The organism is Roseitalea sp. MMSF_3546 (assembly GCF_030732865.1).
Lineage (GTDB): Bacteria > Pseudomonadota > Alphaproteobacteria > Rhizobiales > Rhizobiaceae > Roseitalea.
In genome coordinates, this window is record NZ_JASHKB010000016.1 from 18,058 (window position 1) to 35,586 (window position 17,529).

The following is a 17,529-nucleotide window of genomic DNA, read 5'->3' on the forward strand; positions in this document are numbered from 1 at the left end:
CCGGAGCTCGTCCCGCTCAGTTCCCCTGCGCCATGCCCGAGCGGTGCGCCCAGCCGGTGGTGCGCTTTTCGATCCACGCCATCAGCGCGTACATGGCAATGCCTTCGACCGCCAGCATGATCAGGCCGGCGAAGACCAGCGGCACGTTGAACTGGCTCTGGGCGGCCAGCATCATGTGGCCAAGGCCCGCATTGGCCGCGATCGTCTCGGAGATCACCGAGCCGACGAAGGCGAGCGTGATCGCGATCTTCAGCGAGCCGAAGAAATAGGGCATCGAGCGCGGAATGCCGACCTTGAGCATGACGTCGAGCTTCTTGGCGCCGAGCGCGCGCAGCACGTCCTCCATCTCCGGCTCGATCGTCGCAAGGCCCGTGGCGACATTGACGACGATCGGGAAGAAGGCGATCAGGAAGGCGGTCAGGATCGCCGGCACGTCGCCAATGCCGAACCAGATGACGAGGATCGGCACCACGGCCACCTTGGGGATCGCGTTGAAGCCGATCATCAGCGGATAGAGCCCGGCATAGATGAAGCGCGACCAGCCCACCAGCAGGCCGAGCGCCAGCCCGCCCGCCACCGCCATCAGGAAGCCGACGACGGTGGTGTAGAGCGTCTGCACCGAATTGGTCCAGATCGTCGGCCAGTAGTCGATGATCGCGCCCAGGATGACCGTCGGCGCGGGCAGCACATATTGCGGCACCGTGAACAGCCGCACGCTGCCTTCCCAGATCGCAAACAGGGCGATCGTGTAGAGCCAGGGCGCCGCCTTCACCCAGGGGAAAGGCCGGCGTTTCGCCGCGCGCTGCGCCTCGCCGTGCTGGCGCGCTTCCACCCGCCGGGCTTCGGCCGGCTTGCTGGCGGTGTCGGCCCCGGTCGGTTCGGCGCTCATTGGGCGGCCTCGAGTTGTTCGGTGCGGGCGGCGGCGATCAGGCCGCGCAGCTCGTGCACCAGGTCGGTGAATTCGGGCGTATACATCACTTCGAGATCGCGCGGGCGCTCGAACGGCACGGCGTGGGTCTCGATGATGCGTCCGGGGCGGGCGCTCATGACGAAGATGCGGTCGGCCAGGAACACCGCCTCGCGCAGATCGTGGGTGACGAGCTGGATCGTCACGTCGGTCTCGTGGTGCAGGTCGCGGATCACGCACCACAGTTCCTCGCGCGTGAACGCGTCGAGCGCGCCGAAGGGCTCGTCCAGCATCAGCAGGTCGGGCTCGTGGATCAGCGCGCGGCACAGGTTCGCCCGCTGCTGCATGCCGCCGGAGAGCTCCCACGGATATTTGTCGCCGAAGCCCTTCAGGCCCACCGTCTCGAGCAGGTGCTCTGCCCTTTCGACATATTCGGCCCTGTTGGCGCGCAGGCGCCGGCGATGCCTCTGCACGATCTCTAGCGGCAGAAGGATGTTGTCGAGCGTGGTGCGCCAGGGCAGGAGCGTGGGGTTCTGGAAGGCCATGCCGACGATGGAAACCGGCTCGGTGACCTGCCTGCCGGCCACGGTGATGACGCCCTGCTGGGGAATGTGCAGGCCGGTGACCAGCTTCATCAGCGTGGATTTGCCGCAGCCGGACGGGCCGACGACGGCCGTGAACTCGCCCTTGTCGACATGCAGCGAAAGGCCGGAGACGGCGAGCGTACCGGCCGGGCCGCCATAGCGCATGTCGACATCGTCGATGGTGACGAGATGGTTGCTCACATCGCCGGTCCCCTGCTGCCCGTTGCCAGTCAAACGCCGGAGGCGGGTCTTGTCCACCTCCGGCGCGCGCGTTTCATTGCAGGCCGCGTGTCACTGCAGCATGCGTTCCTCGGCGGGCGGCAGGAAGGAGGGGTCGAACACATCCTCGGGCGCGGGCGGGTCCTGCACGTCCATGGAGATGGCGAGCCAGTCCATCGTCTCGCCGAGCTTTTCCATGTCGATGCCGCCGAACCCGTTCTCCATGACCGCCGGGGTGAGGATCGACTGCTCGATCGCCATGTTGATGCGGTCGATCTCGACATCCTTGTCGAGCACGCCGTTGCGCTTGAGCACGTAATCCATGGCACCTGCCGGGTCGGCGACGGTGTCGCGATAGCCCTTGATCAGCGCGCGGATGAAGCCGCTGACCGCCTCGGGATTGTCGGCGGCGAAAACGGGATTGACCATGACCACGTTGCCGTAAAGGTCGAGCCCGTTCTCGCCCATCATGATCGGCACGATGTCCTCGTCGGGCACGCCCTGCGCCTTCAGATTGATGACCGAGGAAAAGGAAAAGCCGAAAATCGCATCGACCTGGCCCTGGGCCAGCATCGGCTCGCGCACGGGGAAGCCGACATTTTCGATGGTGATGTCGGAGGTGTCGATGCCGGCCGCCTCGACGAAGGCGGGCCACTGGCCGAAGGCGGCGTCGGGCGGCGGGGCGCCCAGCGTCTTGCCCTCCAGCGATTTGGGGTCTTCGGTGATGCCCTGGCTCTTCAGGCCGATGACGGCGAAGGGCGGGCGCTCATAGGCCATCATCACCGCGGTGACCTTCTGCTCGGGGTTTTCCTCCAGGAACTTGATCAGCGCGTTGATGTCGCCAAAGCCCATGTCATAGGCGCCGGTGGCCACGCGCGGAATGCTCTCGCGGCTGCCCGCGCCGGAGTCGATGGTCACGTTCAGGCCTTCCTCTTCGAAATAGCCCTCGTCGAGCGCGATGAAGAAGGGCGCCGAGGGGGCCTCGAACTTCCAGTCGAGCGTGAACTTGACGTCGGTCTGCGCCGCCGCCGGGACGGCTGCGACGGCGAGCACCGCCAGTGCTGCAAGGAATTTGCGCATGTGTGATCTCCCTGTCTCGGCCGCCTGGCGCGGCTTGCCGAAGACAGTGCATCAGGGCCTGCACAAATATCAAGCGCAAAACACCGCGCGCATATTTTATGGGCAACTGCTCAGGCGAGGCCGCCCCGATCGATCAAAAAGGCGACAATCTCTTCAATGCCCTGGCCGGACCTGAGATCGGTGAACAGGTGCGGCCGGCCCGCGCGGTTGGCGCGCGCATCGGCATCCATCCGTTCGAGGTCGACCCCGACATGGGGCGCCAGATCGGCCTTGTTGACGATCAGAAGATCCGAGCGGGTGATGGCCGGCCCGCCTTTGCGCGGAATGTCGCCGCCCTGACATACCGAGATGACGTAAAGCGACAGATCGGCAAGATCGGGCGAGAAGGTGGCGGCCAGATTGTCGCCGCCCGATTCGATGAAGATCACGTCGAGGCCGGGATGGCGTTCGGTCATCTGCTCGATGGCGCGCAGATTGATCGAGGCGTCTTCCCTGATGGCGGTGTGCGGGCAGCCGCCGGTCTCGACGCCCATGACGCGGTCGGCGGGCAGGGCCTGCATGCGCGTCAGCGCCTCGGCGTCCTCGCGGGTATAGATGTCGTTGGTGATCACGGCGACGGAGTGGGTCTCGCGCATCGCCTCGCACAGGCGGGCGGTGAGCGTGGTCTTGCCGGAGCCGACGGGGCCGCCGATCCCGACGCGCAAGGGGCCGTTTGCATGGGTCATGACATGAACAGTCTGGGCTGAAGCATCTGGTGGCGCTGGCAAGCAATATCGGCGCCAAACGCGCTTGCGCCAAGATCGTCGAGCGTGGCGGCGGCGGCTTGTCGGGCGCATTGTGCGACGACCGGCTCGATCCGGGCCAGGATCGCGGCGGCGCCCGACTGGCCGATGACCGAAAGCCGGATCGCGCATTGAAGCTGGTTGGTGGCAAACGTGTTCAGCCAGGCGGCCAGCGCCTTGTCGGCTTCGATACGCGCCCGCCCGGTCACAACGCCGACGGCGACGGGCAGCGGCGTTTCGCGCGGGGGCAGGGCGCCCGCGCCGAACCAGTGGGCGGCGGCATCGAGAAAGGCCGCGCCCTGGTCGCGCGCCTCGCGATGGCGCTCGGCCGAACTGGCCAGCGCAAGGCACAGCGCCGACAGTTCGGCGATGCGGCCGGCGTTCCCGGCACCGCGATGGGCTTCGGCCAGAAGCACCGCATCGTTCCACAGCGTGCCATGAACCATGGCATCGGCGATCCATCGGTGAAGATCGTCGCCGCGGCGCACCGTGCCGTCCGCGACGGCCTGTTCGAGGCCGGCCGAATAGGCAAAGCCGCCGGTCGGAAAGACCGGCGACAGCCAGCTCATCAGGCGGATCAGGCTGCGGGTCTGGTCATTCATATCGTCAGTTTTTCGGCAACGTCATCGATTTCGCCAAGGGCGATGTAGTGGATTTCGCGGGCAAGCCGGATGGTGGGCTTGAGGGCGAAGAATACCGATCCGGCGACGAAAAACCAGATGGCGGCGGTCTCATACTCGGGAAAGAAGAACAGAAACGAGCCGACGATGAAGGAAAAGGCGGCCGTGAAGTCGACCGCGGTGAACGCCATTTCATAGGCTGCATAGATCTTCTTGTGGCGGGAGGACTTGTTGCGGTTGCCCGGTGCGAAAAGCGCCATGATGAACTCCGTTGGTCGTCGCGTCCGATCCGACAGCCGGAGAATGCGTCAACCGCCATCGGGGTTTCGTGGCGCTTTGTCCTCATCGTGATGGTGGCTGCCGTGGTGGTGATGGCCGGCATGGGCGTCGCCATAGGCCCCGCCCTCGGGGTCGAAGGGTTCGTCGATCTCGGTGACCGTCGCACCGAGACCGGTGAGCATGTCGGCGATGACATGGTCGCGCCGGACCACGATCCGATCGGCTTCGATCTGGGCGGCAAGGTGCCGGTTGCCGATCTGCCAGGCGAGCGCCAGCAGGTGACGACCGTCGCGCCCGCGCACTTGCATGAGCGGCTCGGGTGCGGCGCGCACCGCGATCACCCGGCCATCGTCGAGCACCAGACCGTCGCCATGGCGCAGCAGCCGCGCCTGGGGCAGCGACAACACGAAATCGATGCCGCCATCCGATGTCAGACGGATGCGGCGGCGATGGCGCGCGGATTCGTCGAGCGTGATGGTGTCGACCGGCGCCTCGGCCGGCCGCACCACGGTTGCGGCAACCGGCCCGCTCACCTGTGACGGCCCGCCTGCTGGCCCTCGGAATGAAGCAGCAGCTTTTCGATCTTGTCGACGGCGTGGTTGGTCAGGTCCTTGTCCACTTCGGCGATGATCCGGTCGGCGACCTCGGGATGCAGCGCCTTGCGGATCTCGCCGAGCACATGCGGCGCGGCCGCAAGGACCAGCGCCCTGAAGCGCCCGGCATGGGCGTATTTGTACAGCCGGTCGGCGATGTCCCTGGCAAAGCGATCCTTTTCGAGGCGGTGCCAGTCGGTTTCGTCCACCGCGCTGCGATGACCATGCCCCGCCCCGGCCGGCATGGCGCGCGAGCCGGTGCCGCCGTCATTGAAGCGGCCGGGCGTGTCGGTGCCCTGTTCGCGCGTGGGCGGATTGCGCTGCTCGTCCTCGCGGAACACCTCGAGATTGGGAAACTTCTCGTCGCCTTCATTGCGCAAGAAGAGCGCCTTTTCGCCGTCGGCGACAACGACCCATCCGTCATGGCTGAGTGCGATGTTGTTTTCGGTCACGGTTTCACTCCATTGGTTTGCCCCGGACGTCCGGTCGCCGGTGGCGGCCGGCCGTGCCGGGCTCACTGACACAGCCGGTAGCGGCTGGCGCGGCCGGCGATGTCCAGATGCAGATGGTCGTCATGATATGCGTCCGATCCCGGTCCGAGAACAGTGGAAAACGACAAACAGGCCGAAGCGCGCACGGCGCGCTGGAAGGCCTCCTCGATGTCGCCGTCGCCCGCGCGCGGCGCGATCGCGATCGGCGGGCGGCCGTTGAAGGTGAAGCCGGTGACGTCGACGGCCGCGCCGATGGCATGGTGCGAAAGCTTGCCGGTGGGCCGATTGTTGCGCCGGCGGCAGGCATAGGCCTGGCTGTGCCGGATGCCGGCCAGCGTGACGCCCTGGCCGTCGCCGGTGGCGCGCGCCTCGCGCGACAGGCCGCGCGTCGCCGGGATCACGCCCTGGCGGATCCAAAGTGCCAGTGCCAGCGCCGTCTCGCAGCGCATGGCGATGCCGCCCGGCTGCAGTTCGACATCGCCGATCGCCGTGATCTCGTAGGCCGGCGCGAAGCCGCAGCCGCCCTCGCCGTCGACGCCATCGGTGCGTTCGTAGTCGACGCGCAGCCGGTCGAGCCGGGCCTGGCAACCCTTGACCGGGGCGATGACCGGCAGTGGCGGGACGTCTTCGTCGGCCAGATCGTCTTCCGCCGCCTCCGCTTCGCCGGTGCCGGTGTCCGCGTCGCCCGCGCTCGGCGCCGGCCGGGTCGGTGGCTCGCCGGGAACAGGCAGGTCGTCGGCGGCGATCTGCGCCATCGCCGGCGGGGCGGTGGCGGTCAGGACGATCGCGATGGCAAGGGCGAGGCGCCGCATGTCAGTTGTCGAAGACAACCGTCGCACCCCGATCGATGTTGCGGGCCAGTTCGAGCGCGTCCCAGTTGGTCAGCCGCACGCAGCCATGCGAGACGTTCTTGGCGATGGTGGCGGGATCGGAGGTGCCGTGCAGGCCGTAGGTGGGCTTGGACAGGTCGATCCAGACCAGACCGACCGGCCCGTTCGGCCCCGGCGGCAGGGTGAGCTGTTCGTCATTGTCGCCCTGCTGGAAGTTCTCGTCGGGCTTGTAGGCATAGGTCGGCTCGACGGCGATGCCGACGACCTCGTGCGTGCCGGTGGGTGAGGGGTTCTGGGCCGAACCGATCGTGACCGGATAGCTGGCCACGGGCTCATCGGCGGCGCCATAGGCGAAGATGCGGCTTTCGGACTTGTCGGCACGTACCCTTGTGACCTGCGCGTCCAGATTGGCACCCGGGCGGGTCACCGTCAGTTGCTCGCTGACGCTGAAGCTGGCTCGGGGGTTGAGTTCACGCAGGAAGTCGATATCCATATGGAACTTTTCCGCCACCGCCTCGGCCACCGATGTGTGGCCGAGCCATTCCATTTCGGCCAGGAGGGCATAGTCGCCCGGCAGGTCGGGCCGCAGCCTGGCGGCATCGTCTTCGGCGATCGTGTAGGTGCCGACGATGTCATCACCCGCGCCGGACATGCCCGTCAGCCGGCGCCAGAGCATTTCGTCCGGACGGCCGTCGACGGGCAGGCCATGAAGCCGCTCATAGGCGCGAATGGCGCTTTGCGTGTTGCCGCCCCAGTAGCCGTCGATGACGCCGGGCGAGACGTTGGCCCGATCGAGCAGCACCTGAAGCTTGACCATCATCGCGCTGCGTTCGTCGGGGATGGTGTCCGTATAGCCGGCCCGATTGATCGCTTCGGCATCGAGCGCGGCGGCGGGCGTTGCGGCGAGGATGGCGCAGGCGGTGAGTATGTGTCTGAGAGATTTTTTCATGGGTGCCGGGTCAACGCCATGCGCCGTCGCAGGTTCCCGGCCTGTCCGCTCGGAACGGCGATCGCCTCCTCGCCTGCCTGGAAACGGCGGTCGGCCGGGCCGATACACCAGGTGAGCCGGTCGCGCTTCGGCGTCAGGCGGCCGGGCCATCGGGAAAGAAGCGTTCGTCGAGCACCTGGGCGACCGAATAGGGGCAGGCCTCGGGAAAGGCCTCGTAGGCGATGCCGGTTTCCCGTTCGGCCGCGAGACGGGCCTCCATGTAGGCATGCGGCATTTCTTCGGCCGGGTAATGCTTGAGGCTGGGATTCTCGCCGATGATCTTTGTCAAACGCTTTCGGTGAATCTTGATGCTGGCTTCCCAGCCGCCCTTGCGCTTGTCCGGCTGGAAGTGCCATTTCAGAAGATGCAGCAGCACGAGCACGAGCCGGCTTTCGATCTCTCGCTTTTCGCTCTTCCCCAAGCTCTCGATCTCCTCGGCCAGGTTTTCACGATCGACGAGGTCGAAGCGCCCGGCGCGCACGGCGGCGGCCTGGTCCATGGTCCAGCCGTAATAGTCGGCCTCAAAGGCGCGGGGCTTTTGAAGGCGGGCGTGCTTGTTCATGGGTCCATGATATCTCAAGGCTGCCTGGTTGGGAAACGGTTGATTGCGCGTTGCTCGATCCAGGGCTCAACGGGAGTCGGGGCCCGTCTCTTCGTGGGCGAGCAACGTCAGATAGTCGCTTGCTCCGTGAAGAACCCTGATGATCTCCACGCTATCGGGGCGTATGCGATAGATGATCAGGTAGTCACGATAGAGGCGACGCCGAAGCTCGGAGTAGCCGGGCAATGCCGCGTAGCGCTCGGCATGCGCTGCAGCCCGGCGCAGCGTTCGCGCAGGTTTCGGCCCCGCCGCGCTTCGGCGTCAGGCGGTCGGGCCATCGGGAAAGAAGCGCTCGTCGAGCACCTGGGCGACCGAATAGGGGCAGGCCTCGGGAAAGGCCTCGTAGGCGATGCCGGTTTCCCGTTCGGCCGCGAGACGGGCCTTGGCATAGGCCATGGCAAGTCGTTGTACGGGGTAGTCCTTCAAGCTCGGGTTTTCGGATAGAACCTCGTTGAGGTCGTTGCGCTGCACCCGGATGCTGGCTTCCCAGCCGCCCTTGCGCTTGTCCGGCTGGAACTGCCATTTCAGAAGATGCAGCAGCACGAGCATGAGCCGGCTTTCGATCTCTCGCTTTTCGCTCTTTCCCAAGCTCTCGATCTCCTCGGCCAGGTTTTCACGATCGACGAGGTCGAAGCGCCCGGCGCGCACCGCGGCGGCCTGGTCCATGGTCCAGCCGTAATAGTCGGCCTCATAGGCGCGGGGCTTGTCGAGGCGGGCGTGCTTGTTCATGGGTCCATGATATCTCAAGGCTGCCTGGTTGGGAAACGGTTGATTGCGCGTTGCTCGATCCAGGGCTCAACGGGAGTCGGGCTCCGTCTCTTCGTGGGCGAGCAACGTCAGATAGTCGCTTGCTCCGTGAAGAACCCTGATGATCTCCACGCTATCGGGGCGTATGCGATAGATGATCAGGTAGTCACGATAGAGGCGACGCCGAAGCTCGGAGCAGCCGGGCAATGCCGCGTAGCGCTCGGGCATGCGCTGCAGCCCGGCGCAGCGTTCGCGCAGTTCGGCGACGATTTCGCGCGCTTTGCGGCGTCCGGCGCGGACTTCAAGATACTCGAAGATCTGTTGAATGTCCGAACGGGCGGGCCGGGTGATTCTGACCTTCATTCGGCCGTGGCGGTGCCCAGCAGATCGTCGAACACCTCGTCGAGGTCGTCAGTCTCCCCTCGCTCGGCCGCTTCAAGGCCCTCCCGGACGAGGGTGTGAAAGTGCGCCAGCCTGGCCTCGCGTTCCTGCACCAGCCGAACGCCCTCTCGCAGCACCTCGGATTTCGACCCGTAGCGACCCGTCTTGACGAGGTCGTCCACGAACCGTTCGAGCGCGTCGCCAAGATCGGCGGATATGGGCATGGCGTGTCTCCTTCGCTGAGACGATAACACGCTGGCTCGGGCAATAACAGTTATCGGCTCTTATCGCCGTTCAGAACAGGAAGTACCGCTGCGCCATGGGGACCACCTCGGCCGGCTCGCAGGTCAGCAGTTCGCCGTCGGCGCGGACCTCGTAGGTCTCCGGGTCGACCTCGACGTCGGGCGTGGCGTCGTTGAGCCTGAGGTCGGCCTTGGAGATGCCGCCGCGCACATTGTCGACGGCGACCAGCTCCTTTTGCGTTTCCAGCTTGTGGGCGAGCCCGTCCTCGATCGCCGCCTTGGAGACAAAGGTGACCGCCGAATTGGCCAGCGCCTTGCCGAAGGCGCCGAACATGGGCCGATAGTGCACCGGCTGGGGCGTCGGGATCGAGGCGTTCGGGTCGCCCATCGGCGCGGCGACGATGGAGCCGCCCAGCAGGATCATCGCCGGCTTGACGCCGAAGAAGGCCGGATCCCACAAAACGAGATCGGCGCGCTTGCCGACCTCGATCGAGCCGATCTCGCCCGAAATACCGTGCGCGATGGCCGGGTTGATCGTGTATTTGGCGATGTAGCGGCGCACGCGGAGATTGTCGTTGTCGCCGGTTTCCTCGGGCAGGGCGCCGCGCTGGCGCTTCATCTTGTCGGCCGTCTGCCAGGTGCGGATGATCACCTCGCCGACGCGGCCCATGGCCTGGCTGTCCGAAGCGATGATCGAGAACGCGCCCATGTCGTGCAATATGTCCTCGGCGGCGATGGTCTCCTTCCTGATCCGGCTTTCGGCGAAGGCGACGTCCTCGGGAATGTTGGAGTCGAGGTGATGGCAGACCATGAGCATGTCCAGATGCTCGTCGATCGTGTTGACCGTGTAGGGCCGGGTCGGATTGGTCGAGGAGGGCAGCACGTTGGGCAGCCCGCAGATCCTGATGATGTCCGGCGCGTGGCCGCCGCCGGCGCCCTCGGTGTGGAAGGCGTGGATGGTGCGGCCGTGAATGGCCTCGATGGTCTGCTCGACGAAGCCGCTTTCGTTGAGCGTGTCGGTGTGGATCATCACTTGCACGTCGAATGCGTCGGCCACCTTCAGGCAGCAATCGATGGCGGCGGGCGTGGTGCCCCAGTCCTCGTGCAGCTTGAGCGCGCAGGCGCCGCCCAGCACCTGCTCCTCGAGCGCGGCGGGCAGCGAGGCGTTGCCCTTGCCGGCGAAGGCCAGGTTTATCGGAAAGGCGTCGGCGGCCTGGATCATGCGGCCGATATGCCAGGGGCCGGGCGTGCAGGTGGTGGCGAGCGAGCCGTGCGCCGGGCCGGTGCCGCCGCCGAGCATGGTCGTCACGCCGCTCATCAGCGCGTCGTCCACCTGCTGCGGGCAGATGAAATGGATGTGGCTGTCGAACCCGCCGGCGGTGAGGATCCTGCCTTCGCCGGCGATCGCCTCGGTGCCCGGCCCGATGATGATGTTCACGCCGGGCTGGGTGTCGGGATTGCCGGCCTTGCCGATGGCGGCGATGCGCCCGTCCTTCAGGCCGATATCGGCCTTGTAGATGCCGGTGACATCGACGACCAGCGCATTGGTGATGACGGTGTCGACCGCGCCCTCGAACCGGGTCATCTGGCTCTGGCCCATGCCGTCGCGAATGACCTTGCCGCCGCCGAACTTGACCTCCTCGCCATAGGTCGTGAAGTCCTTTTCGACCGCAACGAACAGTTCGGTGTCGGCCAGGCGAACCTTGTCGCCCGTGGTGGGGCCGTACATGTCGGCATAGGCGGCGCGGGAAATGCGGGCGGGCATGACGGGCTCCTTCAATGCTGTCGGCGTACGCGATGGTGGGAACCTGCGGGCGTTCCGCCTGTTGATAGGCAAACACTGTTCAGTCCCGGAGGGAAAACATGGTCTTCAAGCACGGGCGCATTCTTGCCGCGCTGATGGCAATGGCGCCGATCGCGCTGCCTGCGGCGCATGCCCAGGGCGTCTCCGACAGTTCGATCGTCGGAAGCGAGCGCGAGATCATCGAGATCAGTCGCGATGTCTCGGAAGTCAGCCTGGACGGCCTGCTCGAAAACGCCGAGGACACGGCCGACCGCATTCGCATGCTCACCGATCCAGAAGAGGTCACCATCGTCCAGCTCGGCGAGCGGCGCAGGGCGGTCACCGAAGAGATCGAGCAGTTCATGCGCGATCACCAGCCGGTGCTCGTGGATCTGCGCAACGCGGTGCAGATCAACGCCGTCCTGTTCGAGATTCTCAACGCCAAGGGCATCGGCGCGCCCGAAGTGCTGGCCGCCGATGTCGACGAGGACGATTCCATCACGGTGTACGCCTTCGCCACCCAGGCGCCGGGGAACTGAGGCGCCCACGCCTCAGCCCTCCTCGAGCAGGAGCAGCAATTGCTCGGTGCGCTGGCGGGTGAGTTGCGCCTTGCAGCTGTTCTCGATCAGCGGGCGGATCGAGCCGCCGGCATAGCGGGCACCCTCGGCCGTGCAATGACCGTCGCGGAAGTCGATCCAGGCACGCTGGGCCTTGAGCAGATTGTCATGGCCGTTGGCCTGTTCGGGAAAATGGGCGCGCGCGGAGGCGTCGGACGCCTTGATCGCGGCGACCACGAGCGGCCAGGCGGCGTTGAGCGCCCGGTCGGCGCGCTGAAAGTCCCGATAGGCGCAGTAGTTCATGCCCTGCTGAGGCAGATCGGCCGGACTGGCGCAGTCCCACTCCTGCGCGCTCGCCGGCAGCGCGACGAGCAGTAGGGCCAGCCAGCCGGCGGCTTGGCGCATCACAGGCTCCCCATGATCATCTTGCGGAAGCCGTAGATCTCGTGGCTGCCGGAGAAATGGATCAAGGTGACGTCGCGGCTCTGGCCGGGCTCGAAACGCACCGCCGTGCCGGCGGGAATGTCGAGCCGATGGCCGCGCGCGGCCTCGCGGTCGAAGTCGAGCGCCGGATTGGTCTCGTGGAAATGATAGTGCGAGCCGACCTGCACCGGCCGGTCGCCGGTATTGGCGACGGTCAGCGTGATCGCCTCGCGGCCGGCATTGAGTTCGATATCGGTGTCGGGGGTGACGATCTCGCCGGGGATCATGGTTCGGCCTTTCGTTTGCGCGCCGCTTCGATCTCCGCTTCGAGCCTTGCGGCCGAGCGGTCGAATCGGGCTTCGAGTTGTGGCTCGAGGCCGCGGCAGACATCGACCACCTTGCGGGCCCAGTGAAGATACCGCGCATTCGCCTCGACGTCGAAGGCGGCGTGCGGCAGGTCGAGCAGTTCCTCGACATTGGAGGTCTTGTCGGCCAGCTTGAGGCGCTTGACCCGGTCGCCCGCATCGCGCGTTTGGTCGACCTGGCGCTGGCGCCGCGCATCGCCCGTCAGGTCTGGCGGGTCGGTGACGTCCATGACCAGATCGGCGATCCCGTCGCCGAACCGTTCGCGCAGGATCGGTTCGCGCACGCCCGTGTCCTCGACCGTGTCGTGCAGCCAGGCGGCGGCGGCCAGCACCGGGTCGAACGGCTCGCAACGGGCGCAAAGCGCCGCCACCTCCGCCAGATGAACCAGATAGGGGTCGCCCTTGTCGGCGCGTGTCTGGGCGCCGTGGGCGTGGGCGGCGAAAAGCGCGGCCTCGCTGATCAGGCGTGCGTCGGCGTTCGGCTCGGCGGACGGCGCGATCATCGCTTCACCTGATCGGTTCGTGCACGGTGACGAGCTTTGTGCCGTCGGGAAAGGTCGCCTCGACCTGAATGTCGTGGATCATCTCGGGCACGCCCTCCATGACCTGATCGCGGCTCAGGACGGTGGCGCCCTCGGCCATCAGTTCGGCCACCGACCGACCCTCGCGCGCGCCCTCGACGACGAAATCGGTGATCAGCGCGATGGCTTCGGGGTGGTTGAGCCTGATCCCGCGCGCCAGGCGCTTGCGCGCCACCTCGGCGGCCATGGCGACCAGAAGCTTGTCCTTTTCCCTGGGTGTGAGCTGCATGGATGTCCCCGGCTTGATCCGAGGCGCATGCTAGTCGTCAACCGGGCGGGGGAAAAGGCCACAAGATGCAACAGAGCTGCCGAAAATTTGGGCGGCGATGCCTGTTCTTCAGCCGCCCAGCCAGTCCGCCAGGCGGGCGCGGCGCACTTGCTTGAGCAGTTCGACGAAGCCTTCGGCCTGATGGCGCGCGGTCGCCTCGCCCTTTTGCGCCGTGGCGCGCCCGGCTTCGCCGACGACGCCCTGAGGGTTCAGGTCGCTTGCGATCCAGGCCCAGGCATGGGTGCCCTGCGGCGCGATGTGATCGAAGGTGGCGCGCGCGTCGACGGTGCGCGAGGAAAAGTCTTCGGCCTTTTCCATCGCGACCGTCTCGGGGCGGAAATGGAGCATCAGCGAGGTCTCGACATCGCCGCCATGGATGCCGAACTGGCGCTCGGTGTCCGAATAGAGCCCCTCGGGCAGGCCGAAGCGCATCCAGCTCGTCTTGATCGCCAGCATGTCGTGGCGCACGCGCATCTCGCGGGCGACGATGCCCATGATCTCCTCATTGCCGCCGTGCGAATTGACGATCACCAGCTTGCGGATGCCGGCACGCGCGACCGAATCGCCAAGATCGCACCAGTGGGCGATCAGCGTGCGCGCGTCCACGGTCAGCGTGCCGGGCACGCGGACATGCTCGTTGGACTTTCCGACAGGCTGGACCGGCAGGAAGCGCGCGTCCAGATCGTCCGGCAGCAGCGCGAACACCGTCGCCAGCATGCCTTCCATGATCGACTGGTCGGTGCTGACCGGCAGATGCGGGCCGTGCTGCTCGATCGCGGCAACGGGCAGGACGGCGACCGTCGCCTCGGGATCGAGGTCCTCGAACTGCCGGGCGGTGAAGTCGCCCCACCACAGCCTGCGCGTCATCGGGCGTCTCCGGCCGGGGCGGCGGCGATCGCCTCTATCTCCACGGTGAATTCGGGCCGCGCGAAACCCGAAACGATCATCAGCGTGGAGGCTGGCGCGGGATCGGCGAACAGTTCGTCGCGCACCTTCATGTAGGGCGCAAGGTGCTCGCGGCCGGTGACGAAGGCATTGATGCGCACAATGTCTTCGAGACCCATGCCGGCTGCCCGCAACACCGCCTCGATGTTGAAGAAGCACAGCCGGGCCTGCGGTTCGGTGCCGGCGGGAACCTCGTCGTCGGGTGCGATGCCGAGCTGGCCCGAGCAGAAAAGCAGGCGGCTGCCGGCCGGCACCTCGACGCCATGGCTGTAGCGGGCAAAGGGCGCACGGATCGTGCCGGGCGTGTGACGGATCAGCATGGGCGGGCCTTTGGCGTTGGCTGGCGCCGATCATGCAAATCGGGCCGGGCTTGGCAAGCCGCCCCATGCACAACCGGCCGCGCGCGTGCCGCGCCGGACTCGACAAACGCAAAAAAACGTGGCCGACTTATTGTCAAGGTTGCTGGCACGTCGCTTGCATTGCCCGCGGCATCGGAAATCCGCGACCGTGGCGGTCGTGCCAACACTGTGAGGTGTTCTTCATGAAGCGCGTCTTGATTGCAACTTCGGCCCTTGCCTTTTCCGCCGGCGCTGCCGCGGCTGCCGAACCCTTCGTCTATGGGACCAACTGGCTGGCCCAGCCCGAGCATGGCGGCTTCTACCAGTCGGTCGCCGACGGCACCTACGAGGCGTGCGGCCTCGACGTCGAGATCCGGCAGGGCGGCCCGCAGGTGAACAACCGGGCGCTGCTGCTGGCCGGGCGGATCGACGCGCATATGGGCGGCAACATGCTCGAGGCCTTCGCCGCCGTCGAACAGGATATCCCGGTCGTCGTCGTCGCCGCCTCGTTTCAGAAGGAGCCGCAGGTGCTGATGACCCATCCGGATCAGGGCCTCGACACCTGGGAGAGCCTGCTGGAGGCGGACGAATACATTCTGGGCGACCAGGGCTTTCAGAGCTACTTCCAGTGGATGATCACCGAGTTCGGCTTCGATCCGGCCAAGCGCGTGCCCTATACGTTCAACCCCGCGCCGTTCATCGCCAATCCGAAATCGGTGCAGCAGGGTTACATCACCTCCGAGCCCTTCGCGGTGGAGCGGGAAGGCGGGTTCGAGCCGAACCTTTTCCTTCTGGCCGATTACGGCTTCGATACCTATTCGACGACCATCGAGGTGATGCAGCAGACCATCGACGAACGTCCCGAGGCGGTCAAATGCTTCGTGGAGGGCTCGATCCTTGGCTGGTACAATTATCTTTACGGCGACAATGCCGCCGCCAACGAACTGATCCAGGCCGACAATCCGGACATGAGCGACGAGCAGATCGCCTTTTCCATCGCCAAGCTGAAGGAGTACGGCATCGTCGATTCCGGCGACAGCGAAGCGCTCGGCATCGGTGCGATGACCGACGAGCGCATGCAGAGCTTCTATGACAAGATGGTCCGTGCCGGCGTGTCGCCCGAGGGGATCGACATCACCAGGGCCTACACGCTCGACTATGTCAACCAAGGCCTGGGGCTTGAGCTTAGGAACTGAAACCGCAGGCGCAGGGCGCCCGCAGGCGGAGCGGGGCTGGTGACCATGCACGCCGTGCCCGCGGGCGAGACCGGCGCGCCGCAGCTTGTCATGCGGTCGGTCGGCAAGACCTTCGGCAACGACGTCGTCGCTCTGCGCGATGTCGACCTGACGATCCGGCAGGGCGACTTCCTGTCGCTGCTGGGGCCGTCGGGCTGCGGCAAGTCGACGGCGCTGCGGCTGATCGCCGGGCTGTCGGCCCCGAGCGCCGGCACGCTCGACTGGCGCGGCCCGCCCATGGATAGGACCGATGTCGGCTTCGTCTTTCAGGAGCCGACGCTGATGCCCTGGGCGACGGTGTTCGACAATGTGTGGCTGCCGCTGCGCCTGCGCGGAGTGTCGCGCCGCGATGCGCAGGAGCGCGTGGCCGCGGTGCTCGAGCAGGTGCATCTGACCGGCTTCGAGGAGGCGGTGCCGCGCGAATTGTCGGGCGGCATGAAGATGCGCGCCTCGATCGCCCGCGCAATGGTCACCCGGCCGCGTGTGCTGTTGATGGACGAGCCGTTCGCCGCGCTCGACGAAATCACCCGATCAAGGCTCAACGGCGATCTTCTCGAACTGTGGGAGGCCGAGCGCTTCACGGTGATCTTCGTGACCCATTCGGTGTTCGAAAGCGTGTTCCTGTCGAGCCGGGTGATCGTCATGGCGGCCAATCCGGGCCGCGTGTTCGACGAGATGGCCGTCGATGCGCCCTATCCGCGCGACGATGCCTTTCGGACATCGGAAGACTATGCGCATCTGATCCGCGCCGCATCGAACATGCTGCGCGCGGCGATGGGGCTCGCACCGCTGGAGACCGCCAATGGCGTCCATTGAGGCCGGGACCGCGCAGGGCGCCGCCGGGGCGGGCGGCATCGATGCCGAGGAACTGGCGCGCCAGCGCCAGCGGCGCTTCGAAAAGGTCGGCCGCTGGGCGCTGCCGCTGATCATCATGCTCACGGCGATTTGGCTGTGGGACAGGATCTGCGTGTGGAACGAGATCCCGCACTTCATCCTGCCGCGGCCGGGCGTGGTGCTGGCGACACTGATCGACGATGCGCCGCTCCTGTTCTCCTCGCTTTGGGTGACGCTGAAGATCACCTTCCTGTCGCTGGCGCTGGCGGTGATCGGCGGGGTGGGGCTGGCGGTGCTGTTCACCCAGTCCAAATGGGTGGAGATGAGCTTCTTCCCGTTCGCCGTGGTGCTGCAGGTCACGCCGATCGTCGCGATCTTCCCGCTGATCAACATCTATGTCGAAAACCAGACGGCGAAGCTGCTGCTGTGCGCCTGGATCGTCGCCTTCTTTCCGATCCTGTCGAACACGACGCTCGGGCTCAATTCGGTCGACCGCAACCTTCTCGACCTGTTCAAGCTCAACGGCGCCACGCGCTGGCAGACGCTGTGGCATCTGCGGCTGCCGGCGGCGATGCCCTATTTCCTGGGCGGGCTGAAGATCGCCGGCGGGCTGGCGCTGATCGGCGCGGTGGTGGCCGAGTTCGTGGCCGGCGCGGCCGGCCAGCAGTCCGGGCTCGCCAGCCGGATCATCGAGGCGGGCTACCGGCTCAACGCGCCGCGCCTGTTCGCCGCGCTGATCCTGATCTCGTTCACCGGCATCGTGATCTTCCTGGCGCTGACCTGGCTGTCCAACCGAATCCTGCGGCGCTGGCACGAAAGCGCGCTCACCGGGGAGCATTGATTGGCTCCGCTCTCG

25 protein-coding genes are annotated in these 17,529 nt (G+C 66.4%); 4 read left to right on the plus strand and 21 right to left on the minus strand.

Going from position 1 to position 17,529, the window contains the following annotated elements; translation table 11 throughout:
• Positions 1 to 16 precede the first annotated feature (16 nt).
• From RBB34_RS13170 to ureC, 15 genes are all read right to left on the minus strand, one after another.
• Positions 17 to 889: an ABC transporter permease gene (locus RBB34_RS13170; RefSeq protein WP_306119689.1), complete on the minus strand. Its 873-nt coding sequence runs from the start codon at positions 887 to 889 to the stop codon at positions 17 to 19.
• Positions 886 to 1,656 carry an ABC transporter ATP-binding protein gene (locus RBB34_RS13175; protein ID WP_306119753.1) on the minus strand — a complete coding sequence of 257 codons (771 nt, stop codon included), beginning with the start codon at positions 1,654 to 1,656 and terminating at the stop codon, positions 886 to 888. The genes RBB34_RS13170 and RBB34_RS13175 overlap by 4 nt, the downstream gene beginning before the upstream one ends.
• A gap of 126 nt (positions 1,657 to 1,782) precedes the next feature.
• On the minus strand, positions 1,783 to 2,790 hold the full coding sequence (locus tag RBB34_RS13180) for an ABC transporter substrate-binding protein (protein WP_306119690.1): 1,008 nt from the start codon (positions 2,788 to 2,790) through the stop codon (positions 1,783 to 1,785).
• A gap of 110 nt (positions 2,791 to 2,900) precedes the next feature.
• Positions 2,901 to 3,515, minus strand: coding sequence for an urease accessory protein UreG (gene ureG / locus RBB34_RS13185; protein ID WP_306119691.1), 615 nt, complete (start codon positions 3,513 to 3,515; stop codon positions 2,901 to 2,903).
• On the minus strand, positions 3,512 to 4,174 hold the full coding sequence (locus tag RBB34_RS13190) for an urease accessory UreF family protein (RefSeq protein ID WP_306119692.1): 663 nt from the start codon (positions 4,172 to 4,174) through the stop codon (positions 3,512 to 3,514). The genes ureG and RBB34_RS13190 overlap by 4 nt, the downstream gene beginning before the upstream one ends.
• Positions 4,171 to 4,452 (minus strand): YrhK family protein, encoded by a 282-nt coding sequence (locus RBB34_RS13195; RefSeq protein ID WP_306119693.1) that lies wholly within the window; start codon positions 4,450 to 4,452, stop codon positions 4,171 to 4,173. Before RBB34_RS13195 ends, RBB34_RS13190 begins: the two co-directional genes overlap by 4 nt.
• 48 nt (positions 4,453 to 4,500) lie before the next feature.
• Positions 4,501 to 5,004: an urease accessory protein UreE gene (locus RBB34_RS13200; RefSeq protein ID WP_306119694.1), complete on the minus strand. Its 504-nt coding sequence runs from the start codon at positions 5,002 to 5,004 to the stop codon at positions 4,501 to 4,503.
• Complete coding sequence (locus RBB34_RS13205; protein ID WP_306119695.1) at positions 5,001 to 5,516, minus strand: host attachment family protein; 516 nt, start codon at positions 5,514 to 5,516, stop codon at positions 5,001 to 5,003. Before RBB34_RS13205 ends, RBB34_RS13200 begins: the two co-directional genes overlap by 4 nt.
• A 62-nt stretch (positions 5,517 to 5,578) precedes the next feature.
• Positions 5,579 to 6,367: an extensin family protein gene (locus RBB34_RS13210; protein WP_306119696.1), complete on the minus strand. Its 789-nt coding sequence runs from the start codon at positions 6,365 to 6,367 to the stop codon at positions 5,579 to 5,581.
• 1 nt (position 6,368) lies between these two features.
• A complete protein-coding gene (locus RBB34_RS13215) occupies positions 6,369 to 7,334 on the minus strand; it encodes a L,D-transpeptidase (protein WP_306119697.1) in 966 nt (321 codons plus the stop codon).
• 133 nt (positions 7,335 to 7,467) lie between these two features.
• Positions 7,468 to 7,935, minus strand: coding sequence for a DUF29 domain-containing protein (locus RBB34_RS13220; RefSeq protein WP_306119698.1), 468 nt, complete (start codon positions 7,933 to 7,935; stop codon positions 7,468 to 7,470).
• Positions 7,936 to 8,235: 300 nt separating this feature from the next.
• On the minus strand, positions 8,236 to 8,703 hold the full coding sequence (locus RBB34_RS13225) for a DUF29 domain-containing protein (RefSeq protein WP_306119699.1): 468 nt from the start codon (positions 8,701 to 8,703) through the stop codon (positions 8,236 to 8,238).
• Positions 8,704 to 8,769: 66 nt separating this feature from the next.
• A complete protein-coding gene (locus RBB34_RS13230; RefSeq protein ID WP_306119700.1) occupies positions 8,770 to 9,084 on the minus strand; it encodes a type II toxin-antitoxin system RelE/ParE family toxin in 315 nt (104 codons plus the stop codon).
• A complete protein-coding gene (locus RBB34_RS13235; protein ID WP_306119701.1) occupies positions 9,081 to 9,326 on the minus strand; it encodes a type II toxin-antitoxin system ParD family antitoxin in 246 nt (81 codons plus the stop codon). The genes RBB34_RS13230 and RBB34_RS13235 overlap by 4 nt, the downstream gene beginning before the upstream one ends.
• 70 nt (positions 9,327 to 9,396) lie before the next feature.
• Positions 9,397 to 11,109, minus strand: coding sequence for an urease subunit alpha (gene ureC, locus RBB34_RS13240; protein ID WP_306119702.1), 1,713 nt, complete (start codon positions 11,107 to 11,109; stop codon positions 9,397 to 9,399).
• Positions 11,110 to 11,207: 98 nt separating this feature from the next.
• Between ureC and RBB34_RS13245 the strand changes: the two genes are divergently transcribed.
• Entirely contained in the window at positions 11,208 to 11,666 is a 459-nt protein-coding gene (locus RBB34_RS13245) for a hypothetical protein (RefSeq protein ID WP_306119703.1), read from the plus strand.
• Between the two features lie 12 nt (positions 11,667 to 11,678).
• Here the strand turns inward: RBB34_RS13245 and RBB34_RS13250 are convergent, their stop codons facing one another.
• From RBB34_RS13250 to RBB34_RS13275, 6 genes are all read right to left on the minus strand, one after another.
• A complete protein-coding gene (locus RBB34_RS13250; RefSeq protein WP_306119704.1) occupies positions 11,679 to 12,089 on the minus strand; it encodes a lysozyme inhibitor LprI family protein in 411 nt (136 codons plus the stop codon).
• Positions 12,089 to 12,394, minus strand: a complete 306-nt coding sequence (locus RBB34_RS13255; protein ID WP_306119705.1) for an urease subunit beta — start codon at positions 12,392 to 12,394, stop codon at positions 12,089 to 12,091. Before RBB34_RS13255 ends, RBB34_RS13250 begins: the two co-directional genes overlap by 1 nt.
• Positions 12,391 to 12,975, minus strand: coding sequence for an HD domain-containing protein (locus RBB34_RS13260; protein WP_306119706.1), 585 nt, complete (start codon positions 12,973 to 12,975; stop codon positions 12,391 to 12,393). The genes RBB34_RS13255 and RBB34_RS13260 overlap by 4 nt, the downstream gene beginning before the upstream one ends.
• A 4-nt stretch (positions 12,976 to 12,979) precedes the next feature.
• Complete coding sequence (locus tag RBB34_RS13265) at positions 12,980 to 13,282, minus strand: urease subunit gamma (protein WP_306119707.1); 303 nt, start codon at positions 13,280 to 13,282, stop codon at positions 12,980 to 12,982.
• A gap of 108 nt (positions 13,283 to 13,390) precedes the next feature.
• Entirely contained in the window at positions 13,391 to 14,188 is a 798-nt protein-coding gene (locus RBB34_RS13270) for a creatininase family protein (RefSeq protein ID WP_306119708.1), read from the minus strand.
• Positions 14,185 to 14,586 carry a RidA family protein gene (locus RBB34_RS13275; protein ID WP_306119709.1) on the minus strand — a complete coding sequence of 134 codons (402 nt, stop codon included), beginning with the start codon at positions 14,584 to 14,586 and terminating at the stop codon, positions 14,185 to 14,187. Before RBB34_RS13275 ends, RBB34_RS13270 begins: the two co-directional genes overlap by 4 nt.
• Before the next feature lie 221 nt (positions 14,587 to 14,807).
• Here RBB34_RS13275 and RBB34_RS13280 point away from each other — a divergent pair, with 221 nt between their 5' ends.
• The 3 genes from RBB34_RS13280 to RBB34_RS13290 are packed head-to-tail and all read left to right on the plus strand — an operon-like array spanning position 14,808 to position 17,514.
• Positions 14,808 to 15,800, plus strand: coding sequence for an ABC transporter substrate-binding protein (locus RBB34_RS13280; protein ID WP_306119710.1), 993 nt, complete (start codon positions 14,808 to 14,810; stop codon positions 15,798 to 15,800).
• A gap of 45 nt (positions 15,801 to 15,845) precedes the next feature.
• On the plus strand, positions 15,846 to 16,655 hold the full coding sequence (locus tag RBB34_RS13285; RefSeq protein ID WP_306119754.1) for an ABC transporter ATP-binding protein: 810 nt from the start codon (positions 15,846 to 15,848) through the stop codon (positions 16,653 to 16,655).
• Positions 16,642 to 17,514, plus strand: coding sequence for an ABC transporter permease (locus RBB34_RS13290; protein ID WP_306119711.1), 873 nt, complete (start codon positions 16,642 to 16,644; stop codon positions 17,512 to 17,514). The genes RBB34_RS13285 and RBB34_RS13290 overlap by 14 nt, the downstream gene beginning before the upstream one ends.
• Positions 17,515 to 17,529: the final 15 nt, after the last annotated feature.

Coding starts and splice junctions, on each gene's coding strand:
- RBB34_RS13170 (WP_306119689.1), bottom strand. CDS start 889: ATGAGCGCCGAACCGACCGGGGCCGACACCGCCAGCAAGCCGGCCGAA.
- RBB34_RS13175 (WP_306119753.1), bottom strand. CDS start 1,656: ATGCGCTATGGCGGCCCGGCCGGTACGCTCGCCGTCTCCGGCCTTTCG.
- RBB34_RS13180 (WP_306119690.1), bottom strand. CDS start 2,790: ATGCGCAAATTCCTTGCAGCACTGGCGGTGCTCGCCGTCGCAGCCGTC.
- ureG (WP_306119691.1), bottom strand. CDS start 3,515: ATGACCCATGCAAACGGCCCCTTGCGCGTCGGGATCGGCGGCCCCGTC.
- RBB34_RS13190 (WP_306119692.1), bottom strand. CDS start 4,174: ATGAATGACCAGACCCGCAGCCTGATCCGCCTGATGAGCTGGCTGTCG.
- RBB34_RS13195 (WP_306119693.1), bottom strand. CDS start 4,452: ATGGCGCTTTTCGCACCGGGCAACCGCAACAAGTCCTCCCGCCACAAG.
- RBB34_RS13210 (WP_306119696.1), bottom strand. CDS start 6,367: ATGCGGCGCCTCGCCCTTGCCATCGCGATCGTCCTGACCGCCACCGCC.
- RBB34_RS13215 (WP_306119697.1), bottom strand. CDS start 7,334: ATGAAAAAATCTCTCAGACACATACTCACCGCCTGCGCCATCCTCGCC.
- RBB34_RS13220 (WP_306119698.1), bottom strand. CDS start 7,935: ATGAACAAGCACGCCCGCCTTCAAAAGCCCCGCGCCTTTGAGGCCGAC.
- RBB34_RS13225 (WP_306119699.1), bottom strand. CDS start 8,703: ATGAACAAGCACGCCCGCCTCGACAAGCCCCGCGCCTATGAGGCCGAC.
- RBB34_RS13230 (WP_306119700.1), bottom strand. CDS start 9,084: ATGAAGGTCAGAATCACCCGGCCCGCCCGTTCGGACATTCAACAGATC.
- RBB34_RS13235 (WP_306119701.1), bottom strand. CDS start 9,326: ATGCCCATATCCGCCGATCTTGGCGACGCGCTCGAACGGTTCGTGGAC.
- ureC (WP_306119702.1), bottom strand. CDS start 11,109: ATGCCCGCCCGCATTTCCCGCGCCGCCTATGCCGACATGTACGGCCCC.
- RBB34_RS13245 (WP_306119703.1), top strand. CDS start 11,208: ATGGTCTTCAAGCACGGGCGCATTCTTGCCGCGCTGATGGCAATGGCG.
- RBB34_RS13250 (WP_306119704.1), bottom strand. CDS start 12,089: ATGCGCCAAGCCGCCGGCTGGCTGGCCCTACTGCTCGTCGCGCTGCCG.
- RBB34_RS13255 (WP_306119705.1), bottom strand. CDS start 12,394: ATGATCCCCGGCGAGATCGTCACCCCCGACACCGATATCGAACTCAAT.
- RBB34_RS13260 (WP_306119706.1), bottom strand. CDS start 12,975: ATGATCGCGCCGTCCGCCGAGCCGAACGCCGACGCACGCCTGATCAGC.
- RBB34_RS13265 (WP_306119707.1), bottom strand. CDS start 13,282: ATGCAGCTCACACCCAGGGAAAAGGACAAGCTTCTGGTCGCCATGGCC.
- RBB34_RS13270 (WP_306119708.1), bottom strand. CDS start 14,188: ATGACGCGCAGGCTGTGGTGGGGCGACTTCACCGCCCGGCAGTTCGAG.
- RBB34_RS13275 (WP_306119709.1), bottom strand. CDS start 14,586: ATGCTGATCCGTCACACGCCCGGCACGATCCGTGCGCCCTTTGCCCGC.
- RBB34_RS13280 (WP_306119710.1), top strand. CDS start 14,808: ATGAAGCGCGTCTTGATTGCAACTTCGGCCCTTGCCTTTTCCGCCGGC.
- RBB34_RS13285 (WP_306119754.1), top strand. CDS start 15,846: ATGCACGCCGTGCCCGCGGGCGAGACCGGCGCGCCGCAGCTTGTCATG.
- RBB34_RS13290 (WP_306119711.1), top strand. CDS start 16,642: ATGGCGTCCATTGAGGCCGGGACCGCGCAGGGCGCCGCCGGGGCGGGC.